Here is a 20,976-nt window from a genome sequence, read left to right on the forward strand (position 1 = left end):
GCGCTGGCCAGAGTCAGGCCATTGCCCGGCGCTTGAGCAGCAAAGTCAGGCCCAGTCCGGTCACCGACAGCAGTGCTGCGCTGAAGAAAATCCACGAATAACCCAGGTTCAACGCCACCGCGCCCATCAGCGGCCCGGCAATTGCCAAGGCCAGGTCGAAGAACACGGCATAAGCTCCCAGCCCTGAGCCGCGACTCGAACTCGGCACTTGCTTGATTGCTTCAACCCCCAGCGCCGGGTACACCAGCGACAGCCCGAACCCCGCCAGCCCCGCGCCAATCAGGGCATACGCGGTGGAAGGCGCCAGCCACAGCATCACCAGCCCAATGGTTTCCACTGTCATGCAGGCGATGGCCGAGGCAAAGCCGCCAAACCGGGCGATGGCCGAGATAAACAACAGCCGCGACAGAATGAAACAAACGCCAAACACGGTCAGGCAGTAAGCCGCGCCGGTCCAGCCTCGGTTGAGGTAATACAGGGTGATGAAGGTGGTCAGCGTGCCGTAGCCGATCGAGGCCAGGGTCAGGCTGGTGCCGTACGGCGCAATCTTGCCGAACACCGCCCAGAACGACAGGCGCTCACCGCGAATCACTGGCACCGATGGCTTGTTGCGGATCAACCACAACGCACCGGCCGCCAACGCCGACAGCGCAATGCCAAGGCTGACGAAACCGTACTCAGCAACCATCACCACACCCAGCGGCGCGCCGATGGCAATCGCGCCGTAGGAGGCGATGCCGTTCCAGCCGATGGATTTCGCCGTGTGCTCGACACCGACCTGGCCCATGCACCAACTGATGGTGCCGACGCCGATCAGGCCTTGAGCAATACCGAGCAACAGACGCCCGGCAATCAGGATCAGCAGGCTGGTCAGCGGAAAGCTCTGCAGCAAGGTCGACAGCAGGGTCAGCGCGCCGCTGAGGACAATTCCCCACAAGCCATAAATGATCGCCCGCTTGGTCCCGAGCGTGTCCGACATGCGCCCGGCCATGGGCCGGCTGAGCAGGGTGGCCAGATACTGCGAGCCGATCACCAGGCCGGCAATGATCGCGCTGAAACCCAGTTGCTCATGGACGTAACCGGGCAATACCGCAATCGGCAACCCGATGCAGAGAAAGGCAATGAAGGTGTAGAAAACGATGGAGACGATCTGCAGGGTGATCGCCAGGGAGCTTTGCGGTGGCAGTGGCTGCGCAGACATGAGCACTCGTTCGCGGGTGGCGGTGGGAGAGTTGCGAACATCATGGCGCGGGGCTGGGATAAATGAAAGCAGGCTAACTATTAATCCGTCGGATCTGGGTGGTGAAGCTGAGGGCCCCTTCGCGAGCAAGCTCGCTCCCACAGGGTTTGGGTGCACCGGTTGATTGCTGACCCACCACGCAACCAATGTAGGAGCGAGCCTGCTCGCGAATTTCTGCGCATCCACAATTCCCAAACGCCGAATGCAAAAAGCCCCGTCACAAAGGACAGGGCTTTTAACTTGCAGCTTGCCGCTTGAAACTAAAAGCTGCTCTTAGAAAACAACGCCCTGGCTACGCAGGTAGTCGTCATAAGTGCCGCTGAAGTCGGTCACGCCGTTCGGGCTCAGCTCGATGATGCGCGTGGCCAGGGACGATACGAACTCACGGTCGTGGCTGACGAAAATCAGCGTGCCCGGGTAGTTTTCCAGCGCCAGGTTCAGCGCCTCGATCGATTCCATGTCCAAGTGGTTGGTCGGTTCGTCCATGATCAGCACGTTCGGCTTTTGCAGGATCAGCTTGCCGAACAGCATGCGGCCTTGCTCACCACCGGAGATGACCTTGACCGACTTGAGGATCTCGTCGTTGGAGAACAGCATGCGGCCCAAAGTACCGCGAATCATCTGCTCGCCCTGGGTCCACTGACCCATCCAGTCGAACAGGGTGACGTCGTCTTCGAAGTCGTGAGCGTGGTCCTGAGCGTAGTAGCCCAGTTCAGCGGCGTCGGTCCATTTCACACTACCGGCGTCCGGGGTCAGTTCGTTGACCAGGGTGCGCAGCAGGGTGGTCTTGCCGATACCGTTCGGGCCGATGATCGCAACGCGCTCGCCGGCTTCAACCTGGAAGCTGAAGTCCTTGAACAGGGGCTTGCCATCGAAACCCTTGGCCATTTTCTCGACCATGACCGCCTGACGGTGCAGCTTCTTGTTCTGTTCGAAACGAATGAACGGGCTGACACGGCTGGAAGGCTTGACCTCGGCCAGCTGGATCTTGTCGATCGCCTTGGCGCGGGAGGTGGCCTGCTTGGCTTTCGAGGCGTTGGCCGAGAAGCGGCTGACGAACGATTGCAGTTCGGAAATCTGCGCTTTCTTCTTGGCGTTGTCCGACAGCAGCTGCTCGCGGGACTGGGTCGCCACGGTCATGTATTCGTCGTAGTTGCCCGGGAACAGACGCAGCTCGCCGTAATCCAGGTCAGCCATGTGCGTGCACACGCTGTTCAGGAAGTGACGGTCGTGGGAGATGATGATCATCAGGCTGTTGCGCTGGGTCAGAATGTTTTCCAGCCAGCGAATGGTGTTGATGTCCAGGTGGTTGGTCGGTTCGTCGAGCAACAGCACTTCCGGATCGGAGAACAGTGCCTGCGCCAGCAATACGCGCAGTTTCCAGCCTGGCGAGACTTCGCTCATCGGTCCGAAATGCTGTTCCAGCGGAATGCCCAGACCCAGCAACAGTTCGCCGGCGCGGGATTCGGCGGTGTAGCCGTCCATCTCGGCGAATTCGGTTTCCAGCTCGGCGACGGCCATGCCGTCCTCTTCGGACATTTCAGCCAGCGAGTAGATGCGATCGCGCTCGGCCTTGACCTTCCACAGCTCTTCGTGGCCCATGATCACGGTGTCGATCACGGTGAATTCTTCGTAGGCGAACTGATCCTGGCGCAGCTTACCCAGACGCACGTTCGGCTCGAGCATGACCTGACCGCCGGACGGGTCGAGATCGCCGCCGAGGATTTTCATGAAGGTCGACTTGCCGCAACCGTTGGCACCGATCAGGCCGTAGCGGTTGCCTGCGCCGAATTTGACCGAAACGTTTTCGAACAGCGGCTTGGCGCCAAACTGCATCGTGATGTTAGCTGTGGAGATCAATTACCTTACCTATCAATGGGTTAGAGCTGGTCTGTGATGCCTGGTACAAACTTGAGTACCAATCTGGAGCTTTTCCAGCTCCCCCCAGTCTGTGCTTGAGTTGAGCCAACGCGCATAAGCCGTCCGCAACTGGGGCCGTTGAAGGCAAGCTGCTGAGCGAAGAGTGCGGGGTTCTTGTTGGACATTGGCGCGCATTGTCGCATAACTCAGACGGCAGTTATATGGCAGGCAAACGGGCGTACGCATCGGCGCGTCCGAGAAGCGATCGATATCCGCTGATCAAAATCTCGAAAACCCGAATGAACTCACTCGGCCATTTTCACTTCGGAAAGTGGAGCAGTAGCCATTTCGTTCAATCGAGTGAGGACCAAGCCATGCGAGCAATGACCTATCACGGCGCTCATGATGTGCGCGTCGAAACCGTACCGGACCCGAAACTTGAAGCCGCCGACGACATCATCCTGCGCGTCACCGCCACCGCCATCTGCGGGTCGGACCTGCACCTGTACCGAGGCAAGATACCCACCGTCGAACACGGCGATATCTTTGGCCACGAGTTCATGGGCATCGTCGAAGAAACCGGTCCAGGCGTCACCGCTGTGCAGCGCGGCGATCGGGTGGTGATCCCTTTCGTGATCGCCTGCGGCGATTGCTTCTTCTGCCAGCAAGAGCTTTATGCCGCTTGCGAGACCACCAACGAAGGTCCCGGCGCGGCGCTGAACAAGAAAATGATTCCGCCACCGGCGGCGCTGTTCGGCTACAGCCGCTTGTATGGCGGAATTCCCGGCGGCCAGGCGGAATTGGTGCGGGTGCCAAAAGCCAATACCGGCCCGTTCAAGGTGCCGGGCACGCTGTCGGACGAGAAAGTACTGTTTCTCTCTGACATCCTGCCGACTGCCTGGCAAGCCGTGATCAACGCCGGCGTGGTGCAAGGTTCGAGTCTGGCCATCTACGGCGCCGGCCCGGTCGGTTTGTTGACCGCAGCCTGCGCCAGAATGCTCGGCGCCGAGCAGATCTTCATGGTCGATCACCATCAGTACCGCCTTGATTACGCACAGCGCACCTACGGGGTGATTCCGATCAACTTCGATGAGGACGATGACCCGGCCGACACGATCACCAGCCAGACCCCAGGCCACCGCGGCGTTGATGCGGTGGTCGACGCCGTCGGCCTTGAAGCCAAGGGCAGCACCACCGAAACGGTCATGGCTACACTCAAGCTCGAAGGCAGCAGCGGCAAGGCCTTGCGCCAGTGCATCGCGGCCGTCCGGCGCGGTGGTGTGGTCAGCGTCCCGGGCGTATATGCCGGTTTCATCCATGGCTTTATGTTCGGCGACGCTTTCGACAAGGGCCTGACCTTCAAAATGGGCCAGACTCATGTGCAGCGTTTTCTGCCCGAACTGCTTGGCTACATCGAAACCGGCAAGTTGCAGCCCGAGGCGATCATCACCCACAGGCTGTCGCTGGAACAGGCCGCCGAGGGCTACAAGATCTTCAATAAAAAACAGGAAGAATGCCGCAAGGTGATTCTGACCCCGGGTGGCAGCGATGTTCCGCTGGCGCAGATGGATGAAACCACGCCGTTCGCACCGGCCACCTGAAACCGAGGAGTTTTCATGGCGCTACCGTCATCTTCGTTCGCAGCCCCCATGCGCGCATGGTTTGTCAGCCTGGCGCGTACTGGCTGGGGAGGGCGCATTTTCTGGCTGACCCTGGTCGGTGTGACCGTGTTGCTGCTGATCAGTGGCTACACTGGTTTGGTCAGTACGGGCCGCGACACCTTGCGCCTCGCCAGCCTTGGCGGGCTGTCGGGTTTTGCCGCTACGGCAGTCGGTGCGTTATTGGCCTTGGCGTTGCGGGCGATTACTTCGCGAACCCAGGACACCATGCTCGGGTTTGCGGCGGGGATGATGCTGGCGGCCAGTTCCTTTTCATTGATCCTGCCGGGCATCGCGGCGGCGAAGGAGGCGGTGAGCAGTCCCATGCTCGCCGCGGCCGTCGTCGTGGCCGGCATGGCTCTGGGCGTGGCGTTGATGGTCGGCCTCGACCGCTTCGTCCCGCATGAACATGAAAAAAGCGGGCGGCGCGGGCCTGAGGCGAAGCGCTTCAATCGGGTCTGGCTGTTTGTCTTGGCGATCACGCTGCACAACCTCCCGGAAGGCATGGCGATCGGCGTCAGCTTCGCCACCGGCGACATGAAAATCGGCCTGCCGCTGACCACCGCCATTGCCATTCAGGACATCCCTGAAGGCTTGGCCGTGGCGTTGGCGCTGCGGGTCACTGGCATTACCGCCGGTCGCGCGGCGTTGATTGCCGCCGCTTCAGGACTGATGGAACCGTTGGGCGCGATTATCGGTTTGAGCGTCACCAACAGCTTCGCGTTGGGCTTTCCGGTGGCGATGGGTCTGGCTGCGGGCGCGATGATTTTCGTGGTTTCCCATGAAGTGATTCCGGAAACTCACCGCAACGGTCACGAAACCCCGGCCACGCTCGGGCTGATGCTCGGCTTTGGCGTGATGATGTTTCTCGATACCGCTTTGGGCTAAAACCCTCACACGCCACTGAGCGTATCGCCACGCACAAAAAAGGAATTTTTTTCAGCGCCAATCACTCTTTCGTTTATAGGCAATGCCAATAACGCAGGGGAATGAGTCATGTCGCTGATCGAAATCCCGACCAGGAAGTCTTCGGGTAAAACATCCATGCCGGCGGATACCGAGCGCCGGCTCTATGACCGATTGCTGGCGGAAGACTCCACGGTTGATCGCGCGGCACTGGACTTTTTGCGCCGGCAATTGAGCAAGGCGGCTGCGCTGCCTGACGATTTGCCGGCTACCGCCGAAGAGTTGTTGCAATGGTCCGAAAGCCGTTGCGCCAGCGTGGCTGCCGAATACGCTGAATACCTTGAACAACGCCAGCAGGGCGGGCCACGCCGCTATTTCCGCAACAAATCCCACGCGTTGTACTTCATTCTGCATGTGGCACCGACCAAAGAGGTCGATGGCGCTTGGCTGGCCGGGCTGTTGCCGCAGTGGCAGGATCCTCGTTTCGATGACTTGCTCGACACCTACCTTGAAGAGTTGGGCGAGGGCGTGCCTCGGCAGAACCATGTGGTGATCTATCGCAAACTGCTCGCCGAGCACGATTGCTCCGATCTGAGCGGTCTTGCTGACGAGTATTTTCTGCAAGGCGCGGTGCAGTTGGCACTGGGACGCTTCGGCGGGCAGTTTCTGCCGGAAGTCATCGGCTTCAATCTGGGCTACGAGCAATTGCCGCTGCACTTGTTGATCACTGCGTATGAGCTGGCAGAGCTGGGCATCGATCCGCATTATTTCCGCTTACATGTGACCATCGACAACGCCAGCACGGGTCATGCACGCAAAGCCGTGCAATCGATGCTCGAGCTGATGCCGCTGGGCGAAGAGCGCGACGAATTCTACCGGCGCATGGCCGTCGGTTATCGCCTGAATGATGTCGGCAAGGGCACCACCGCAGTGATCAAAGAGTTCGATCTGGACCGCGAAGTGATCGCCATGCTTGAGCGCAAAGCGGTGTTCGGTCGGCACATGCATTCCGATTACTGCCGCATCGAAAACCGCACCATCAACCAATGGCTGGCCACGCCGGGGCAAATGGGCGAATTCCTCTCGGCGCTGGAGCGCAAGAGCTGGATCAAGCGCGGTGAGGCGGTGGAAGAAAGCCGTTTCTGGCGTTTGATCGACGGCAGCGATGCGGCGATGTTTGGTGTGTTCAACGGCTATGAAAAACAGCTGTTGCGTGACTGGATCACTCAGGATTGCCCGGCATCCCGGCCTCGGCCTTACGTGCGCCGTGAAGCCGCTGTCGAGGAAACCTTTGACGATGATGCCGATCTGCTCAATCTGGAAGCGGCACTGGCTGACAAGCCTGCCGCCGAGCAAATGGCATTGTTGATGCCTTGGCTGCAACCGCAGCGGCACTGGCGCCCGGCCGGACTTTTCGCGACGCGTCGCTTCATCCAACTGCGCGCCCGCTTGCGTTGAAACAAGGAGGCTTCATGTCGGCACAAGAAACATCGGACAGAGCGCTGTTCGAGCTGGGCAAGCGCCTGCTCGACAGCGGTTATCACTTCATTACCCCAACGCCGTTGACTCATGAACGATTTCTGCAGCGCTTTGCTACGCCGTTGGCCAAGGATCTGCGGGACGTCTTCGGCTGGTCGATGCCGTTTCCTGCCGAGCTGTTCAGCGCGGACGAACTGGCCAGCCTGGAGCAGGCCGGCATCGTCGAACGCGATGGCGCGGTGTGGCGCAGCCATGTGCGCTGGTCGACGCTGAATGACCGCTTGTTCGCTCACTCGGCGTTTCCGACGACGGCGAGCGACGCGGTGTTCTTCGGCCCCGACACTTACCGCTTTGCTCAAGCGATCGAAGCGCAATTGCAGCAGCGCTTTTCGCCGGTCAGGCGCGCTGTTGATATCGGTTGCGGCAGCGGCGCCGGTGCAGTGCTGATCGCCAAGGCCCGGCCGGATGCCGAGGTGTGGGCGGTGGATATCAACCCGCAGGCGTTGCGCATGAGTGCGGTCAATGCCGAGCTGGCCGGGGCCAGCAATGTGTCGGTCTATCACAGCGATCTGCTCGCCAGCGTCGAAGGCCAGTTCGACTTGATCATCGCCAATCCACCGTACATGAATGACTCGCAACAGCGCGCTTATCGCCATGGCGGCGGGGCGCTGGGTGAGGGTTTGTCGGTGCGGATCGTGCGTGAGGCGCTGCCGCGCCTGGAGGTGGGCGGCACGTTGCTGGTGTATACCGGCGTGGCGATTGTTGCCGGTCAGGATCCATTTCGCGAGGCGGTGGCGCCGCTGCTCAAGGGCGAACGTTTCGGCTGGACCTATCGCGAGCTCGATCCGGATGTGTTCAGTGAGGAACTGCTCAAGCCTGAATATGAGCGCGCCGAGCGCATCGCCGTGGTCGCGCTGACGGTGACCCGGGAGCAGTGACCGATGATTGGGCCACTGCTCGCGCCGTGGCCTTTAACGATTTCTGATGCGCGAGATCGTCAGCAGGCAAACCCCCATCAACATCGCTGCCCCGGCTACCAGCAGTGGAGAAGGGCGTATCGGCTGGCGCGAGATGCGCTCGATGCGCCCTGCGATCGAAGCGCGTACCGGCGCCGCAGGGTCCGCCTGATAGGGCGCTTCTTCGATCTCCAGGCGCAAGCCATCCGCCATCACCAGCGTCAGCCCCTCGATAGTGCCGGCAATCCTGTCCGGATAAACCGGCTCACCGGTCGGGTCGAGCTGGTCGTAGAAGAAAGTCTGCCCTTCAAGCCAGCCGACAGCGGTCTGCAATTCAGGTCCCAGGTAATACTTGCCATCAAGAAAAAAGCCAGAGAATTGCGGCGCGCGTTCGAGGCTCTCAATGCGATAGCGCTGACCTGGTTTCATACCGGTTTCTGGGGCGATCATGGGGGTTCCTCCGTTATTGGTAAGCGATAGAGGAGCGCGTGCCAAGCGTGGTTCCATCGAAATGAGCAACGGGCGTTTCGCCTGCTTGCGGAGCGGCGCGGGCATTACCTGAGAGAGCTGCAAGACAGTTTTTCACAGTTGAGGATTCACTATCGGTTACAAAGTGTGGCTAAAATGCCAGCCATTCACCGAGCGCCCGGAAACGGCGCGGGCCAAGGACGCGCCCTGTGCATCAAGACCGCTGCATAAGACGCTGGGCCCCAGGCCGCCACGCGCGCAGTTTGTTCACTTTTGACGTGTGACCCTTTTTCGTGAAACTCATCATTGCCGCTGTTTATGTCATCTCCATTGCTTACGTTCACCTGCGTGGACGCGTACGCCACAAGCTGGGGCGACAATTGAGTGACCATTCGACGTTCCTCGCGCCGATCAACTGCTTCCTCTATCTGTTTTCCAGGATGCCGAACAAGCCGTATCTGAACCCGGCGGATTTCCCTGACCTGAGCCCGTTGCAGGCCCATTGGGAAGAGATTCGCGAGGAAGGCCAGAATCTGCTGCGTGCCGGCGAGATCAAGCGTTCGAATCAGTATGACGATGTTGGCTTCAACTCCTTCTTCAAGACCGGCTGGAAGCGTTTCTATCTGAAGTGGTACGGCGACAGTCACCCGTCGGCAATGAAGTTGTGCCCACGCACCACCGAACTGGTGCAGAGCATCGGCTCGATCAAAGCGGCGATGTTTGCCGAGCTGCCACCGGGCTCGAAACTGGTGCGCCATCGCGATCCTTACGCCGGCTCATATCGTTATCACTTGGGTCTGGACACGCCGAATGATCCCGGCTGCTACATCAACGTCGACGGCGAGAACTATCACTGGCGCGATGGCGAAGCGGTGATGTTCGACGAGACGTTTATCCATTACGCAGAAAACACCACGGATCAGAACCGCATCATTCTGTTCTGCGACATCGAGCGACCGCTGAAATACCGCTGGGCCGCCGCCTTCAACCGCTGGTTCAGCCGCACGGTGATGTCCGCGGCGGGCGCGCCGAATGATGCCGGGGACAAGACTGGCGGCATCAACCGTTTGTTTACCAAAATCTACAAGATCCGCTTGCGCGGCAAAGAGCTGAAGAAGCGCAACCGCACCCGGTATTACCTGGAAAAATGGGCGATTTTTGCCGCGTTGTTGGCAATCTTCATTCTGATCTGAAGATTTGCGGTGTCATCGCTGGCCTCTTCGCGAGCAAGCCTGCTCCCACATTTGATTGGGGTTGATGCAAATATTGCATCCGACTCCGAACCCTGTGGGAGCGGGCTTGCTCGCGAATGCCGGTTCACATTCAACACGTTTGGTCCTGCTGCACCTGGCAATCTTTATTCTGATCTGAAGATTTCAGGTGCCATCGCTGGCCTCTTCGCGAGCAAGCTCGCTCCCACATTTGATTGGGTGAATGCAAATATTGCATTCGACTCCGAACCCTGTGGAGCGGGCTTGCTCGCGAATGCCGGCTCACATTCAACACGTTTGGTCCTGACTGCACTTGGCAATCTGTATTCTGATCTGAAGATTTGCGGTGTCATCGCTGGCCTCTTCGCGAGCAAGCCCGCTCCCACATTTGCTTGGGGTGGATGCAAATATTGCATTCGACTTCGAACCCTGTGGGAGCGAGCTTGCTCGCGAATGCTGGCTCACATTCAACACGTTTGGTCCTGACTGCACCTGGCAATCTTCATTCTGATCTGAAGATTTGCGGTGTCATCGCTGGCCTCTTCGCGAGCAAGCCCGCTCCCACATTCGAGTGGGGTAAATGCAAATATTGCATTCCGACTCCGAACCCTGTGGGAGCGGGCTTGCTCGCGAATGCGGGCTCACATTCAACACGTATGTTCCTGATTCCACCTAGCAATCTTCATTCTGATCTGAAGATTTGCGGCGTCATCGCTGGCCTCTTCGCGAGCAAGCCCGCTCCCACATTTGATTGTGGTGAATGCAAATATTGCATCCGACTCCGAACCCTGTGGGAGCGAGCTTGCTCGCGAATGCCGGTTCACATTCAACACGTTTGGTCCTGACTGCACCTGGCAATCTTTATTCTGATCTAGATTTAAGGTGCTATCGCTGGCCTCTTCGCGAGCAAGCCCGCTCCCACATTTGATTGGGGTTGATGCAAATATTGCATTCGACTCCGAACCCTGTGGGAGCGGGCTTGCTCGCGAATGCCGGCTCCCATTCAACAGGTTTGGTCCTGACTGCACCTGGCAATCTTTATTCTGATGTGAAGATTTAAGGTGCCATTGCTGGCCTCTTCGCGAGCAAGCCCGCTCCCACATTTGATTGGGGTAAATGCAAATATTGCATTCGACTCCGAACCCTGTGGGAGCGGGCTTGCTCGCGAATGCTGGCTCACATTCGACACGTTTGGTCCTGACTGCACCTGGCAATCTTCATTCTGATGTGAAGATTTAAGGTGCCATTGCTGGCCTCTTCGCGAGCAAGCCCGCTCCCACATTTGATTGGGGTGGATGCAAATATTGCATTCGACTCCGAACCCTGTGGGAGCGAGCTTGCTCGCGAATGCTGGCTCACATTCGACACGTTTGGTCCTGACTCCACCTGGCGATCTTCATTCTGATCTGAAGATTTGCGGTGTCATCGCTGGCCTCTTCGCGAGCAAGCCCGCTCCCACATTTGATTGGGGTGGATGCAAATATTGCATTCGACTCCGAACCCTGTGGGAGCGGGCTTGCTCGCGAATGCGGGCTCACATTCAACACGTTTGGTCGTGACTCCACTTGGCAATCTTTATTCTGATCTGGAGATTTGCGGTGTCATCGCTGGCCTCTTCGCGAGCAAGCCCGCTCCCACATTTGAGTGGTTTAAATGCAAATATTGCATTCGACTCCGAACCCTGTGGGAGCGGGCTTGCTCGCGAAGGGGCCTTCAGCTTCAAAGCAATTTCGTCTGATTCAACGCTCACTCCCCAGACGCCTTCCTGGTCTTCTTAGCCGGCGCCGCCTTGCTGGTTGATTTCGCCTTGGGCTTGGCCGGTGCCTTGCCGCCAAGGCTGCGTTTGAGCAGTTCGGTCAAATCGATAACATCGGCAGTCTTGCGCTCTTCCTCGCCAGTGGCGGTCTCGACGTCCTCGATCTTGCCTTCGTGGGCTTTCTTCTCGACCAGCGCCATGATCTTGTCTTCGAACTCGTCCTTATAGTCCTCAGGCGACCACTCCGAGGTCATGTCTTCAACCAGGCGTTTGGCCATGTCCAGCTCGCCCTTGGCCAATTGCGGCTTGGTCACTTCGCTGCCCAGCGCCAGTTCATCGAGGCTGCGCACTTCCTGTGGCCAGCGCAGTTTGACCAAAACCAGCGCCGACTCCAGCGGCATCAACGCAGCCAGGTATTGACGTGTATGCAGGACAACGCGGGCGAGGGCGACCTTGTTGGTTTTGCTCAGGGTTTCGCGCAGCAACGCGTAGACCTTGCCGCCGCGCTTGTCTGGCGCCAGGTAGTAGGGCGTATCGATGTTCTGCAGCGGAATCTGCTCGGCGTCGACAAACGAGAAAATATCGATGGTCTGCGTGGAAACGGGGTGCGCCGAGCGGATTTCTTCCTCGCTGAGCACCACATATCGGCCCTTTTCGTAAGCCACGCCTTTGACGATGTTCTCTTTGGTGACTTCCTTGCCGGTGACCTTGTTTATGCGTTTATAGCCCACCGGGTCCATGCTGCGGCTGTCGAGCCAGTCGAAGTCCACGCCTTGGGACGACGTCGCTGAAACCAGCGCCACGGGGATGTGTACCAGTCCAAAACTGATTGCGCCTTTCCAGATTGCCCGAGCCATGACCTGTCCTCCGAGTGATGATCAGGTGACCTGTGGCGCGGCGAGAAAGTTTCCAGTGATTGCGCGGCTTCCAGCGCTACGGTCAAGCCGTGTTACATGTTGTTTAAGGCACGAGGGTTAACAAATCCGAACCCACGGCGTAGCGTGGGCTCCAAGGCTCTAGTCCACGCACATCGAGAGGTATTTTCCATGAACCGGTTAATGATTGGCATCGCCGTCCTCGCCCTTAGTGGCGGCCTGGTTCATGCCGATGTCGTGCTGGCGCAAAGCCCTACCGGCAACAGCAACAATCCCTACAACAGCCCGATCCGCCGGGCCAATCCCAACAGCATGCAGGGCACCCAGCCCAGCGCTCCGCCCCTTCGCGGGCCGAACACCGTTCCCGTGCCACGTCAGCCGACCGTTGAAAATCGCGGGATCGGCAACGGCCAGCCAGTTCGCTCGGTGCCGAGCAATCCGCCAACCTTCATTCCCAACCCGCCCCCACGGGGCACCGGCAGCAACCGTTGAACGGCAGGACTGATGTTCTGTCAGCCTTTCACACGAACAAAAGGAATCGTGCATGTTGCGTAAAACCCTACTAGCCACCTGCTGCGCCGCCGCGCTGATCAGTGCCCCGGCCTTCGCCGCCGCGCCCAAGGAGCTGAAAAGCGAACAGGGCATTCTTGAAGTCACCACCGTTGCCCAAGGCCTGGAACATCCGTGGGCGCTGGCATTTCTGCCTGATCAGAAGGGCATGCTGGTGACCGAGCGCCCGGGCCACCTGCGCGTCGTGAGCAAGGACGGCAAACTGTCGGAGCCGATCAGTGGCGTGCCGCAAGTCTGGGCCAAAGGCCAGGGCGGTTTGCTCGATGTGGCGCTGTCGCCAGACTTCAAGCAGGACCGCATGGTCTATCTGTCGTATGCCGAAGGTGGTGGTCAGGGGGGCAAGGCTGGTACGGCGGTAGGGCGCGGACGGCTTTCCGATGACCTGAAGACGCTGAAGGACTTCAATGTGATTTTCCGTCAGGAACCGAAGCTGTCGGTGAGCAACCATTTCGGTTCGCGGCTCGTGTTTGATCGCGACGGATATCTGTTCATCACGCTCGGCGAAAACAACGATCGGCCGACTGCGCAGGATCTCGACAAGTTGCAAGGCAAAGTCGTACGCATCTTCCCGGATGGCAAGGTGCCGGACGATAACCCTTTCGTCGGCCAATCCGGCGTCCGGCCTGAAATCTGGTCCTATGGCCTGCGCAATCCGCAGGGCGCGGCGCTCAATCCGTGGACCGGCACGCTGTGGGAGAACGAACACGGGCCACGTGGCGGCGATGAAGTGAACATCATCGAGCGCGGCAAAAACTACGGCTGGCCGTTGGCGACCCATGGCATCAATTACTCGATGCAGCCGATTCCAGAGGCGCAGGGCAAAACTGCCGAAGGCACCGTGGCGCCGCACCATGTCTGGGAAAAATCGCCCGGCGTTACCGGCATGGCGTTCTACGACGCCGATCGCTTCAAACCGTGGCAGCACAACGCATTTATCGGCGCGCTGGTGTCCCAGGAACTGATTCGCCTGCAATTCGATGGCGACAAAGTCGTGCATGAAGAGCGTTTGCTGGGTGAGTTGAACAAGCGCATCCGCGACGTGCGGCAAGGGCCGGATGGCTATCTGTATGTGCTGACGGATGAAGAAAATGGCTCGCTGTACAGGCTGGGGCTGAAATGATTGCGTGCGGTGAGTGATCCGACGCCTTCGCGAGCAGGCTCGCTCCCACATTGAAATGCAGTCTCCCTGTGGGAGCGAGCCTGCTCGCGAAGAGGCCCGCGCATCTTGCGCAGACTCAGAGCAGTCCCGCATTTGGCTGAACCGCCGTCCTGTTGCCTTGTTATAGTTCGGGCCTTAATTCCCAGCCCGGTAAAGGATCACTGCCATGACTCAATACTCCGCCTTCAGCGTCGAACTGGCCGATAACATCGCGCATGTGCAGATCAATCGCCCGGAAAAGATCAACGCAATGAACGCGGCGTTCTGGAGCGAGATTGTCGAAATATTCCGATGGATCGACGATACCGATGAAGTCCGCGTGGTAGTCCTCAGCGGTAACGGCAAACATTTCTCTTCCGGCATCGATCTGATGATGCTCGCCGGCGTCGCCAATGAACTGGGCAAGGACGTGGGCCGCAATGCGCGCCTGTTGCGACGCAAGATCCTCAATCTGCAAGCCTCGTTCAACGCCGTCGACAACTGTCGCAAACCGGTACTCGCCGCGATTCAAGGCTATTGCCTGGGCGGGGCAATCGATCTGATCGCCGCCTGTGATATGCGTTATGCCGCCGAGGACGCGCAATTCTCGATCAAGGAAATCGATATCGGCATGGCCGCCGACGTCGGCACGTTGCAACGGTTGCCGCGAATCATCGGAGACGGCATGCTGCGTGAACTGGCTTACACCGGTCGCACTTTTGGCGCCGAAGAAGCGCGCAGCATGGGCCTGGTCAATCGGGTCTACAGCGACAAGGACACACTGCTTGAGGGCGTATTCGACATTGCCCGTGACATCGCTGCGAAGTCGCCGATTGCCGTGACCGGTACCAAGGAAATGATCAGCTACATGCGTGAGCATCGCATCGACGATGGTCTCGAATACGTTGCCACCTGGAACGCCGCCATGCTGCAATCCAACGATCTGCGGGTGGCCATGGCCGCCCACATGAGCAAACAGAAACCCGAATTTCTGGATTGAGTTAACCATGACCTCTCGCTGGACCACTGCAGTACTCGACACCGATCAACCCGGCGGCTGGGCCGTAGCGCGCAGCCCGGAAGGCTTTCTGTTCGACGACAACGGCGCGCTGTTCCCGCGTGAATGGCTAAAGCGCCAGGACCTTTCGGTCCTCGCCGAGCATGGCATTGGTCATCTCGATGGCGAACCGGTGTATCTGCTCGAGTTGCGCAGTCCCAGCGAAGTGCCCGGTTGCGGTTGGAAAGGCCTTCGGGCGTTCATGCTCGAGGGGGATCACACCCTGTACAAAGTGCTCGGTTATGCCGCACAGATCGGCACTTGGGCGCGTGAGCATCGCTTCTGCGGCAACTGTGGACAGCCGATGACACAAGTGCCGCGCGAGCGGGCGATGTATTGCCAGCCGTGCGATCTGCGCAGCTATCCGCGCATCTCACCGAGCATGATCGTGCTGATCACCCGTGGCGACGAGATCCTTCTGGCGCGCTCACCGCGTTTCGTCACCGGGGTTTACAGCACGCTGGCCGGTTTCGCCGAGCCGGGGGAGTCGGCTGAGGATTGCCTGATTCGCGAAGTGCGCGAAGAAGTGCAGATCGAGGTGAAGAACATCCAGTACATCGGTAGCCAGTGCTGGCCGTTCCCGCATTCGATGATGCTCGGCTTCCATGCCGAATACGCCGGTGGCGAGATTGTCTGTCAGGAAGACGAGATCGAGGACGCCCAGTGGTTCAACGTGCATGAGCTGCCGCCGTTGCCGGCGTCGCGCTCGATTGCTCGATACCTGATCGATGTCTACGTGGCGCGGCGCTTAGGCCACGCTGAACCAGTGCTGCCAGGCTAGGCGCACAGTCAAGCCAAGCACCACGGTGATGAACACTGGACGAATGAATTTGGCGCCGCCGCTAATGGCCGTGCGTGCGCCAAAGAAGGCCCCGACCATCACCGACAGGCCCATGCACAGGCCAATGATCCAGTCGACCTGACCGGAGAAGATGAACACCGACAACGCCGCAATGTTGCTGACGAAGTTCATGCTGCGCGCCACGCCGCTGGCCTTGACCAGATCGATCGGGTACAGCAGCAGACTGCTCACCGTCCAGAACGCTCCCGTGCCGGGGCCAGCCACGCCATCGTAGAAACCGAGGCTGAAGCCTTGGGTCGATTGCCATTTCTTTTTGATCGGAGCATCGCTGTCCAGCGGCGCTTTCGGCGTGCCGCCAAACAGCAAGTACAGGCCGCAGGCGAAGACGATCACCGGCAGCATCTTGTTCAGCCATTCGGCCGGCAGGTAATGCGCAACCACCGCACCGGTCAGCGCGCCGACCAGCGTGCCGACAATCGCGTGGGTCCACTGGCGTGGATGAAACAGTTTGCGCTTGTAGAAGGTGAAGCTGGCAGTCGCCGAACCGAAGGTCGAGCTCAATTTGTTGGTGCCCAGCACCAGATGCGGCGGCAGGCCCGCCGTCAGCAGCGCCGGTGTGGTCAACAGACCGCCACCGCCAGCAATGGCATCGATGAAACCGGCAAGGAAGGCAACGGCAGCCAGAATGGCCAGGGTGGTGAGGTCAACGCTGAGTTCGAAAGGCATGGAGTCGACTTATTCGGCAGGGCGCAGAACGTGGGCTGCGGGGAGGGCAGTCATGTTACCTGTATCCAACTGTTGCGGCGAGCCAGTGCATGCCATGCCGATTGCATTTTGGAATGCGTTCCCGTGTAGATACCGTCTTGAGCCTCACCGGGCAAGCGCAAGTTTCGGGTCATATGGCAGTCCAGACTTGAGCACTCCGTAAACGAAGTGCAGCAGCTTGCGCATTGCTGCGCAGATGATCTGCTTGGGGGCCTTGCCGTTGGCCTCCAGGCGTTCTTTCATCGCCTTGATCGCCTTATTGTGTTTCAGCGCCACCATGCCAGGCATGTAGAGGCCTGCACGCAGCCGTGCCGACCCTACTCTTGAGATCAGGGTATGACCTTTGAGCTTTCCTGATTCCTGCAGCTTTGGATTGAGCCCTGCAGCAGCGACCAGTTGGCGAGGATCACTGTATTTGCGCAAGTCACCCAGTTCGGCCAGCAATCGTTCAAGCGTTTTTTGTCCGATGCCGTCGATGGTGACGATGAGATCCCGCATCTGACGCATATCCGGGTCGTCATCGATGTGTTTTTTGATCGCCTTGTGCGTTTCTACGATCTCTTTTTCAATATGGCGCAGAACGGAGTTGATCGAGTCTTTGACCTTTTCGTCGGAAACGTCCAGACGATTAAGCTCCATTTGTTCCATTTCCTGAAGGTCATCCAAGCGGCGCACCATTGCTTTCAACTGGCGGTATTTCAGCGGCTCAGGCGCCCATGGGTGAAGTTTTTGATCTTTTTCCCGGGCAAAGTCGGCGATCAGTTTGGCATCACTTTTATCAGTCTTGATGCGGCGCAGTTCGCTGTCAGCGTACGCTTTGGTCGTAGCCGGGTTCACGACGCAGACCCGGAAGCCTTTGTTGTAAACGAACTCCGCGAGTTCCAAGTGGTAAACGCTCGTGGCTTCCATCACGATCAGGGCCGAACGCTCGGCGTTTTTTTCTAGCCACGCCTCAAACTCTTTAAAGCCCTTTGGATCGTTGGCCAGCTTGGCCTTGGTTTTGTGCTTGCCGTTGGGCTGGTGTGTAGCGATATCAAAGGTGTTCTTTGCGATGTCGACGCCAACGAAACCGGACATGATCGTTTCTCCACTTGTTCCCTGTTGCGATCATCACGTCACTCTGTCCAACCTTGCGAATGCGGGCTCTCGCCGCAGGCGGGCCCAAGATACCGTGCGAACTGTACGAGTGAGTGTGGAGGGCTGGAGCACGATCTACGTCACAGGCAAAAAGCCTAAGGAGCTGCGCGGCTTCCAAGTCCCTCCCTCGATGATCAGTCGAGAACTATCGCTCCTGACGGAGCGTTAGTCGAGATACAAGGAGCTGCCGAAGGCTGCGATCTTTTGATTGATCGTTCCCACGCTCTGCGTGGGAATGCAGCCGGGGACGCTCTGCGTCCCGAAAGATCGCAGCCTTCGGCAGCTCCTACACAGGGGTGAGTAGCCTTTAGAGGCCGAGTTCACTCAGCCCCGGATGATCATCCGGCCGGCGGCCCAGCGGCCAGTGGAATTTGCGCTCGCTTTCCTTGATCGGCATGTCGTTGATGCAGGCATAGCGCTGGAACATCAGGCCGTTGTCATCGAACTCCCAGTTCTCGTTGCCGTACGAACGGAACCAGTTGCCCGAGTCGTCGTGCCATTCATAGGCATAACGCACCGCGATACGCGTATCAGAGTAGGCCCAGAGTTCTTTGATCAAGCGATAATCCAGTTCCTTCGCCCACTTGCGTGTCAGGAACGCCTTGGCTTCTTCGCGATTGTTGGCGAACTCGGCGCGATTGCGCCATTGGGTGTCGAGGGTGTAAGCGAGCGAAACCTTTTCCGGATCACGGGTGTTCCAGCCATCTTCGGCCAGGCGAACTTTCTCGATGGCTGAAGCGTGGTTGAATGGCGGCAATGGCGGCCGTACCTGGGCTGCAGTCGACATGTTCAATCTCCTGATTCATTTGATGTATGAACAACAAGTCCGGCTTATTAAGAGTTACAGGCCCAATAACTTTCGCGCCATGCATTGCGCATTATCGGCGGCACTGTGATCACCCATCACAAGCGCTACGGTAATGGCGCCTTCAATCAGGATCAGCAACTGTCTGGCCAATAGCTGCGGATCCTCGGCACCATATTCGGTACACAGCTCGCACACGTAGTCGAGCAGCTTCTGTTTGTGTTCCTTGGCCACCAGCCGCACCGGATCCAGTGGATCACCGGTTTCGCCGCTGGTGTTGATAAAGGCGCAGCCGCGAAAGCCTTCCGAGTCGAACCAGCCCTTGAGCACGGTAAACAGGTTGAGCAGGCGATCGGCCGGCGTTTCGGCCTGTTCGACAGCGTTTGTGTACCAGTGCATCCAGCGGATATCGCGTCGTTGCAGGGCGGCGACCACCAGCGCGTCCTTATCGGCAAAGTAACGGTAGATGCTTTTTCTGGAGACGCCGGCGGTCTTCACCAAGAGATCCATGCTGGTGGCAGCGATGCCACTTTTGTAGATCAACTTTTCGGTGACATCCAGAATGATGTCGCGTGTGTCATTGCTGATTGATTCGTTCATGTGACGAACAGTAGAACGACTGTTCTCCTTGGTCAAGCGAATTTCTTCGGCGTCTATAAAGGCGCTTTGAATGATCGTTCCCACGCTCTGCGTGGGAATGCAGCCCCATTGAGGCATTCCCACGCAGAGCGTGGGAACGATCAGGTTCCAGGCGTTCATAGACACTGACAAGACCCGGCGCAGGCGATGGTGTAAGCTCTCAAACTCTTCGGAATCGAACCTTGCGAGCCTTATGCCGTTGCTTTTCAAACGTTCTCTGCTGCCTAAACTGCGCAGCTTCGCGCTGACCGCCGAGGCGGTGAGCATTCTGTCCAGTGCAGCTGAATTCCGACGCTGCCTGCTCGAGCAAATCGCTGCAGCGACCCAACGCATCTACATCGTTGCGCTGTATCTGCAGCAAGACGAAGCCGGCCAGGAAATCCTCGACGCCCTGCACGCCGCCAAGCTCAAGCGTCCCGAGCTGGAAATCGCCGTGGTGGTCGACTGGTTGCGCGCCCAGCGCGGTCTGATCGGTGCCGGCAAGCAACCGGGCAATGCCGCCTGGTATCAGGACATGACCCGCACGCATCAAAGCGAAGTGCCGATCTACGGCGTACCGGTGCAGACCCGCGAGCTGTTCGGCGTGCTGCACCTCAAAGGCTTCGTGATTGACGACAACGTGGTCTACAGCGGCGCCAGCCTCAACAACGTCTACCTGCACAAACTCGACAAGTACCGCTTCGACCGCTACCACGTGCTGCACAGTCGTGAGCTGGCGGATTCGATGCATCATCTGGTCAAGCATGGCCTGATCGAATCCAAAGCCGTGCATCGCCTCGACCTGCCGAACCTGCCGAGCACGCGCAGCCTGCGCAACGACATCGGCGACCTGCGCAGCCGCCTGAAATACGCGACTTACGACACCGGGGCCGGCAGCACGAGTAAAGAAGGGCTGTCAGTCACGCCATTGCTCGGCGTCGGCAAGAACAACCCGCTGAACCGGGCGATTCTTGAACTGATCGCCAGCGCGCAAAAGCAGCTGACCATCTGCACGCCGTACTTCAACCTGCCCCTGGGCGTGATTCGTGAGATCAACCGTGCGCTGGCCCGTGGCGTGAAGATCGACATCGTGGTTGGCGACAAGACCGCCAACGATTTCTACATTCCGCCGAGCGAGCCGTTCAAGGTAATCGCCGCGCTGCCCTATCTGTATGAGATCAGCCTGCGCCGTTTTGCCAAACGTCATCAGCACAGCATCGACAGCGGCCAGTTGAACCTGCACCTGTGGCGCGACGGCGACAATACCTATCACCTTAAAGGCATGTGGATCGATCAGCGCTACACCTTGCTGACTGGCAACAACCTCAATCCCCGCGCGTTTCGCCTCGACCTGGAAAACGCGCTGCTGATCGAAGACCCGAAAGGGGAGTGGCTGGAGCCGCGGGCGACAGAGCTGGAAAACATCTTCCGCCATACCACGCGGATCGACAGTTTTCAGACCCTGGAGACACTGCCGGACTACCCGGCAGGGGTGGCGAAGTTTCTCAAGCGAGTGAGTCGGGTGAGGATTGAGCGGTTGCTCTACAGGATTCTCTAGCGCTGCTGAAATCGCTATCGCGGGCAAGCCCGCTCCCACAGTGTTCGATGTCGTTCACAAAGCCTGTGCACACCTAGAAACCTGTGGGAGCGGGCTTGCCCGCGATGAGGCGCTGAA

The 20,976-nt window shown here is 58.8% G+C and carries 18 protein-coding genes; 10 read left to right on the forward strand and 8 right to left on the reverse strand.

Features of this window, described 5'->3' with window-relative positions; all coding sequences use genetic code 11:
* Window positions 1-13: 13 nt before the first annotated feature.
* Window positions 14-1,201: an MFS transporter gene (locus ACMYUN_RS00540; protein WP_129999361.1), complete on the reverse strand. Its 1,188-nt coding sequence runs from the start codon at window positions 1,199-1,201 to the stop codon at window positions 14-16.
* 312 nt (window positions 1,202-1,513) lie between these two features.
* Window positions 1,514-3,100 (reverse strand): ABC-F family ATPase, encoded by a 1,587-nt coding sequence (locus ACMYUN_RS00545; RefSeq protein ID WP_016774693.1) that lies wholly within the window; start codon window positions 3,098-3,100, stop codon window positions 1,514-1,516.
* Window positions 3,101-3,474: 374 nt separating this feature from the next.
* Here ACMYUN_RS00545 and ACMYUN_RS00550 point away from each other — a divergent pair, with 374 nt between their 5' ends.
* From ACMYUN_RS00550 to ACMYUN_RS00565, 4 genes are all read left to right on the forward strand, one after another.
* Window positions 3,475-4,701, forward strand: a complete 1,227-nt coding sequence (locus ACMYUN_RS00550) for a zinc-dependent alcohol dehydrogenase (RefSeq protein ID WP_415762412.1) — start codon at window positions 3,475-3,477, stop codon at window positions 4,699-4,701.
* Between the two features lie 15 nt (window positions 4,702-4,716).
* Window positions 4,717-5,646 (forward strand): ZIP family metal transporter, encoded by a 930-nt coding sequence (locus ACMYUN_RS00555; RefSeq protein WP_415762414.1) that lies wholly within the window; start codon window positions 4,717-4,719, stop codon window positions 5,644-5,646.
* Window positions 5,647-5,802: 156 nt separating this feature from the next.
* Window positions 5,803-7,122 (forward strand): iron-containing redox enzyme family protein, encoded by a 1,320-nt coding sequence (locus ACMYUN_RS00560; RefSeq protein WP_415764013.1) that lies wholly within the window; start codon window positions 5,803-5,805, stop codon window positions 7,120-7,122.
* Between the two features lie 14 nt (window positions 7,123-7,136).
* Window positions 7,137-8,081: a methyltransferase gene (locus ACMYUN_RS00565; protein ID WP_415762415.1), complete on the forward strand. Its 945-nt coding sequence runs from the start codon at window positions 7,137-7,139 to the stop codon at window positions 8,079-8,081.
* Window positions 8,082-8,114: 33 nt separating this feature from the next.
* Here the strand turns inward: ACMYUN_RS00565 and ACMYUN_RS00570 are convergent, their stop codons facing one another.
* Complete coding sequence (locus tag ACMYUN_RS00570; protein ID WP_415762416.1) at window positions 8,115-8,549, reverse strand: short chain dehydrogenase; 435 nt, start codon at window positions 8,547-8,549, stop codon at window positions 8,115-8,117.
* Window positions 8,550-8,860: 311 nt separating this feature from the next.
* Between ACMYUN_RS00570 and lpxO the strand changes: the two genes are divergently transcribed.
* A complete protein-coding gene (lpxO, locus tag ACMYUN_RS00575; RefSeq protein ID WP_039764006.1) occupies window positions 8,861-9,760 on the forward strand; it encodes a lipid A hydroxylase LpxO in 900 nt (299 codons plus the stop codon).
* Window positions 9,761-11,524: 1,764 nt separating this feature from the next.
* Here lpxO and ACMYUN_RS00580 read toward each other — a convergent pair.
* Window positions 11,525-12,391 carry a Ku protein gene (locus tag ACMYUN_RS00580; protein WP_039762960.1) on the reverse strand — a complete coding sequence of 289 codons (867 nt, stop codon included), beginning with the start codon at window positions 12,389-12,391 and terminating at the stop codon, window positions 11,525-11,527.
* A gap of 189 nt (window positions 12,392-12,580) precedes the next feature.
* Between ACMYUN_RS00580 and ACMYUN_RS00585 the strand changes: the two genes are divergently transcribed.
* From ACMYUN_RS00585 to nudC, 4 genes are all read left to right on the forward strand, one after another.
* A complete protein-coding gene (locus tag ACMYUN_RS00585; RefSeq protein WP_129999357.1) occupies window positions 12,581-12,901 on the forward strand; it encodes a hypothetical protein in 321 nt (106 codons plus the stop codon).
* Window positions 12,902-12,953: 52 nt separating this feature from the next.
* Window positions 12,954-14,099, forward strand: a complete 1,146-nt coding sequence (locus ACMYUN_RS00590; protein ID WP_415762418.1) for a PQQ-dependent sugar dehydrogenase — start codon at window positions 12,954-12,956, stop codon at window positions 14,097-14,099.
* A 205-nt stretch (window positions 14,100-14,304) separates the two neighbouring features.
* Window positions 14,305-15,117, forward strand: a complete 813-nt coding sequence (locus ACMYUN_RS00595) for a crotonase/enoyl-CoA hydratase family protein (RefSeq protein ID WP_415762419.1) — start codon at window positions 14,305-14,307, stop codon at window positions 15,115-15,117.
* A 7-nt stretch (window positions 15,118-15,124) separates the two neighbouring features.
* Entirely contained in the window at window positions 15,125-15,955 is an 831-nt protein-coding gene (gene nudC, locus ACMYUN_RS00600; protein ID WP_310408717.1) for an NAD(+) diphosphatase, read from the forward strand.
* Here nudC and ACMYUN_RS00605 read toward each other — a convergent pair.
* The 4 genes from ACMYUN_RS00605 to ACMYUN_RS00620 all read right to left on the reverse strand — a co-directional run bounded on the left by ACMYUN_RS00605 (window position 15,923) and on the right by ACMYUN_RS00620 (window position 19,283).
* Window positions 15,923-16,702 carry a TSUP family transporter gene (locus ACMYUN_RS00605; RefSeq protein ID WP_016774706.1) on the reverse strand — a complete coding sequence of 260 codons (780 nt, stop codon included), beginning with the start codon at window positions 16,700-16,702 and terminating at the stop codon, window positions 15,923-15,925. The genes nudC and ACMYUN_RS00605 overlap by 33 nt on opposite strands.
* Window positions 16,703-16,846: 144 nt before the next feature.
* Window positions 16,847-17,818, reverse strand: a complete 972-nt coding sequence (locus tag ACMYUN_RS00610) for an IS110 family transposase (protein WP_056786210.1) — start codon at window positions 17,816-17,818, stop codon at window positions 16,847-16,849.
* A gap of 367 nt (window positions 17,819-18,185) precedes the next feature.
* Entirely contained in the window at window positions 18,186-18,665 is a 480-nt protein-coding gene (locus ACMYUN_RS00615; protein ID WP_415762420.1) for a DUF1348 family protein, read from the reverse strand.
* A gap of 54 nt (window positions 18,666-18,719) precedes the next feature.
* Window positions 18,720-19,283, reverse strand: coding sequence for a TetR/AcrR family transcriptional regulator (locus ACMYUN_RS00620; RefSeq protein WP_415764014.1), 564 nt, complete (start codon window positions 19,281-19,283; stop codon window positions 18,720-18,722).
* Window positions 19,284-19,515: 232 nt separating this feature from the next.
* Here ACMYUN_RS00620 and pssA point away from each other — a divergent pair, with 232 nt between their 5' ends.
* Window positions 19,516-20,859: a CDP-diacylglycerol--serine O-phosphatidyltransferase gene (gene pssA / locus ACMYUN_RS00625; protein ID WP_415762422.1), complete on the forward strand. Its 1,344-nt coding sequence runs from the start codon at window positions 19,516-19,518 to the stop codon at window positions 20,857-20,859.
* The last annotated feature ends 117 nt before the right edge of the window (window positions 20,860-20,976 follow it).

Origin of the sequence: Pseudomonas sp. CP4, from assembly GCF_047758505.1 — a bacterium.
Taxonomy (GTDB): domain Bacteria; phylum Pseudomonadota; class Gammaproteobacteria; order Pseudomonadales; family Pseudomonadaceae; genus Aquipseudomonas; species Aquipseudomonas fluorescens_AO.

Bases quoted from the DNA above. Each gene is read 5' to 3' on its own strand.
- ACMYUN_RS00570 (WP_415762416.1), bottom strand. From the start codon at position 8,549: ATGATCGCCCCAGAAACCGGTATGAAACCAGGTCAGCGCTATCGCATT.
- ACMYUN_RS00540 (WP_129999361.1), bottom strand. From the start codon at position 1,201: ATGTCTGCGCAGCCACTGCCACCGCAAAGCTCCCTGGCGATCACCCTG.
- ACMYUN_RS00615 (WP_415762420.1), bottom strand. From the start codon at position 18,665: ATGTCGACTGCAGCCCAGGTACGGCCGCCATTGCCGCCATTCAACCAC.
- ACMYUN_RS00555 (WP_415762414.1), top strand. From the start codon at position 4,717: ATGGCGCTACCGTCATCTTCGTTCGCAGCCCCCATGCGCGCATGGTTT.
- pssA (WP_415762422.1), top strand. From the start codon at position 19,516: ATGCCGTTGCTTTTCAAACGTTCTCTGCTGCCTAAACTGCGCAGCTTC.
- ACMYUN_RS00580 (WP_039762960.1), bottom strand. From the start codon at position 12,391: ATGGCTCGGGCAATCTGGAAAGGCGCAATCAGTTTTGGACTGGTACAC.
- ACMYUN_RS00560 (WP_415764013.1), top strand. From the start codon at position 5,803: ATGCCGGCGGATACCGAGCGCCGGCTCTATGACCGATTGCTGGCGGAA.
- ACMYUN_RS00605 (WP_016774706.1), bottom strand. From the start codon at position 16,702: ATGCCTTTCGAACTCAGCGTTGACCTCACCACCCTGGCCATTCTGGCT.
- ACMYUN_RS00610 (WP_056786210.1), bottom strand. From the start codon at position 17,818: ATGTCCGGTTTCGTTGGCGTCGACATCGCAAAGAACACCTTTGATATC.
- nudC (WP_310408717.1), top strand. From the start codon at position 15,125: ATGACCTCTCGCTGGACCACTGCAGTACTCGACACCGATCAACCCGGC.
- ACMYUN_RS00550 (WP_415762412.1), top strand. From the start codon at position 3,475: ATGCGAGCAATGACCTATCACGGCGCTCATGATGTGCGCGTCGAAACC.
- ACMYUN_RS00595 (WP_415762419.1), top strand. From the start codon at position 14,305: ATGACTCAATACTCCGCCTTCAGCGTCGAACTGGCCGATAACATCGCG.
- ACMYUN_RS00620 (WP_415764014.1), bottom strand. From the start codon at position 19,283: ATGAACGAATCAATCAGCAATGACACACGCGACATCATTCTGGATGTC.
- ACMYUN_RS00585 (WP_129999357.1), top strand. From the start codon at position 12,581: ATGAACCGGTTAATGATTGGCATCGCCGTCCTCGCCCTTAGTGGCGGC.
- ACMYUN_RS00590 (WP_415762418.1), top strand. From the start codon at position 12,954: ATGTTGCGTAAAACCCTACTAGCCACCTGCTGCGCCGCCGCGCTGATC.
- ACMYUN_RS00565 (WP_415762415.1), top strand. From the start codon at position 7,137: ATGTCGGCACAAGAAACATCGGACAGAGCGCTGTTCGAGCTGGGCAAG.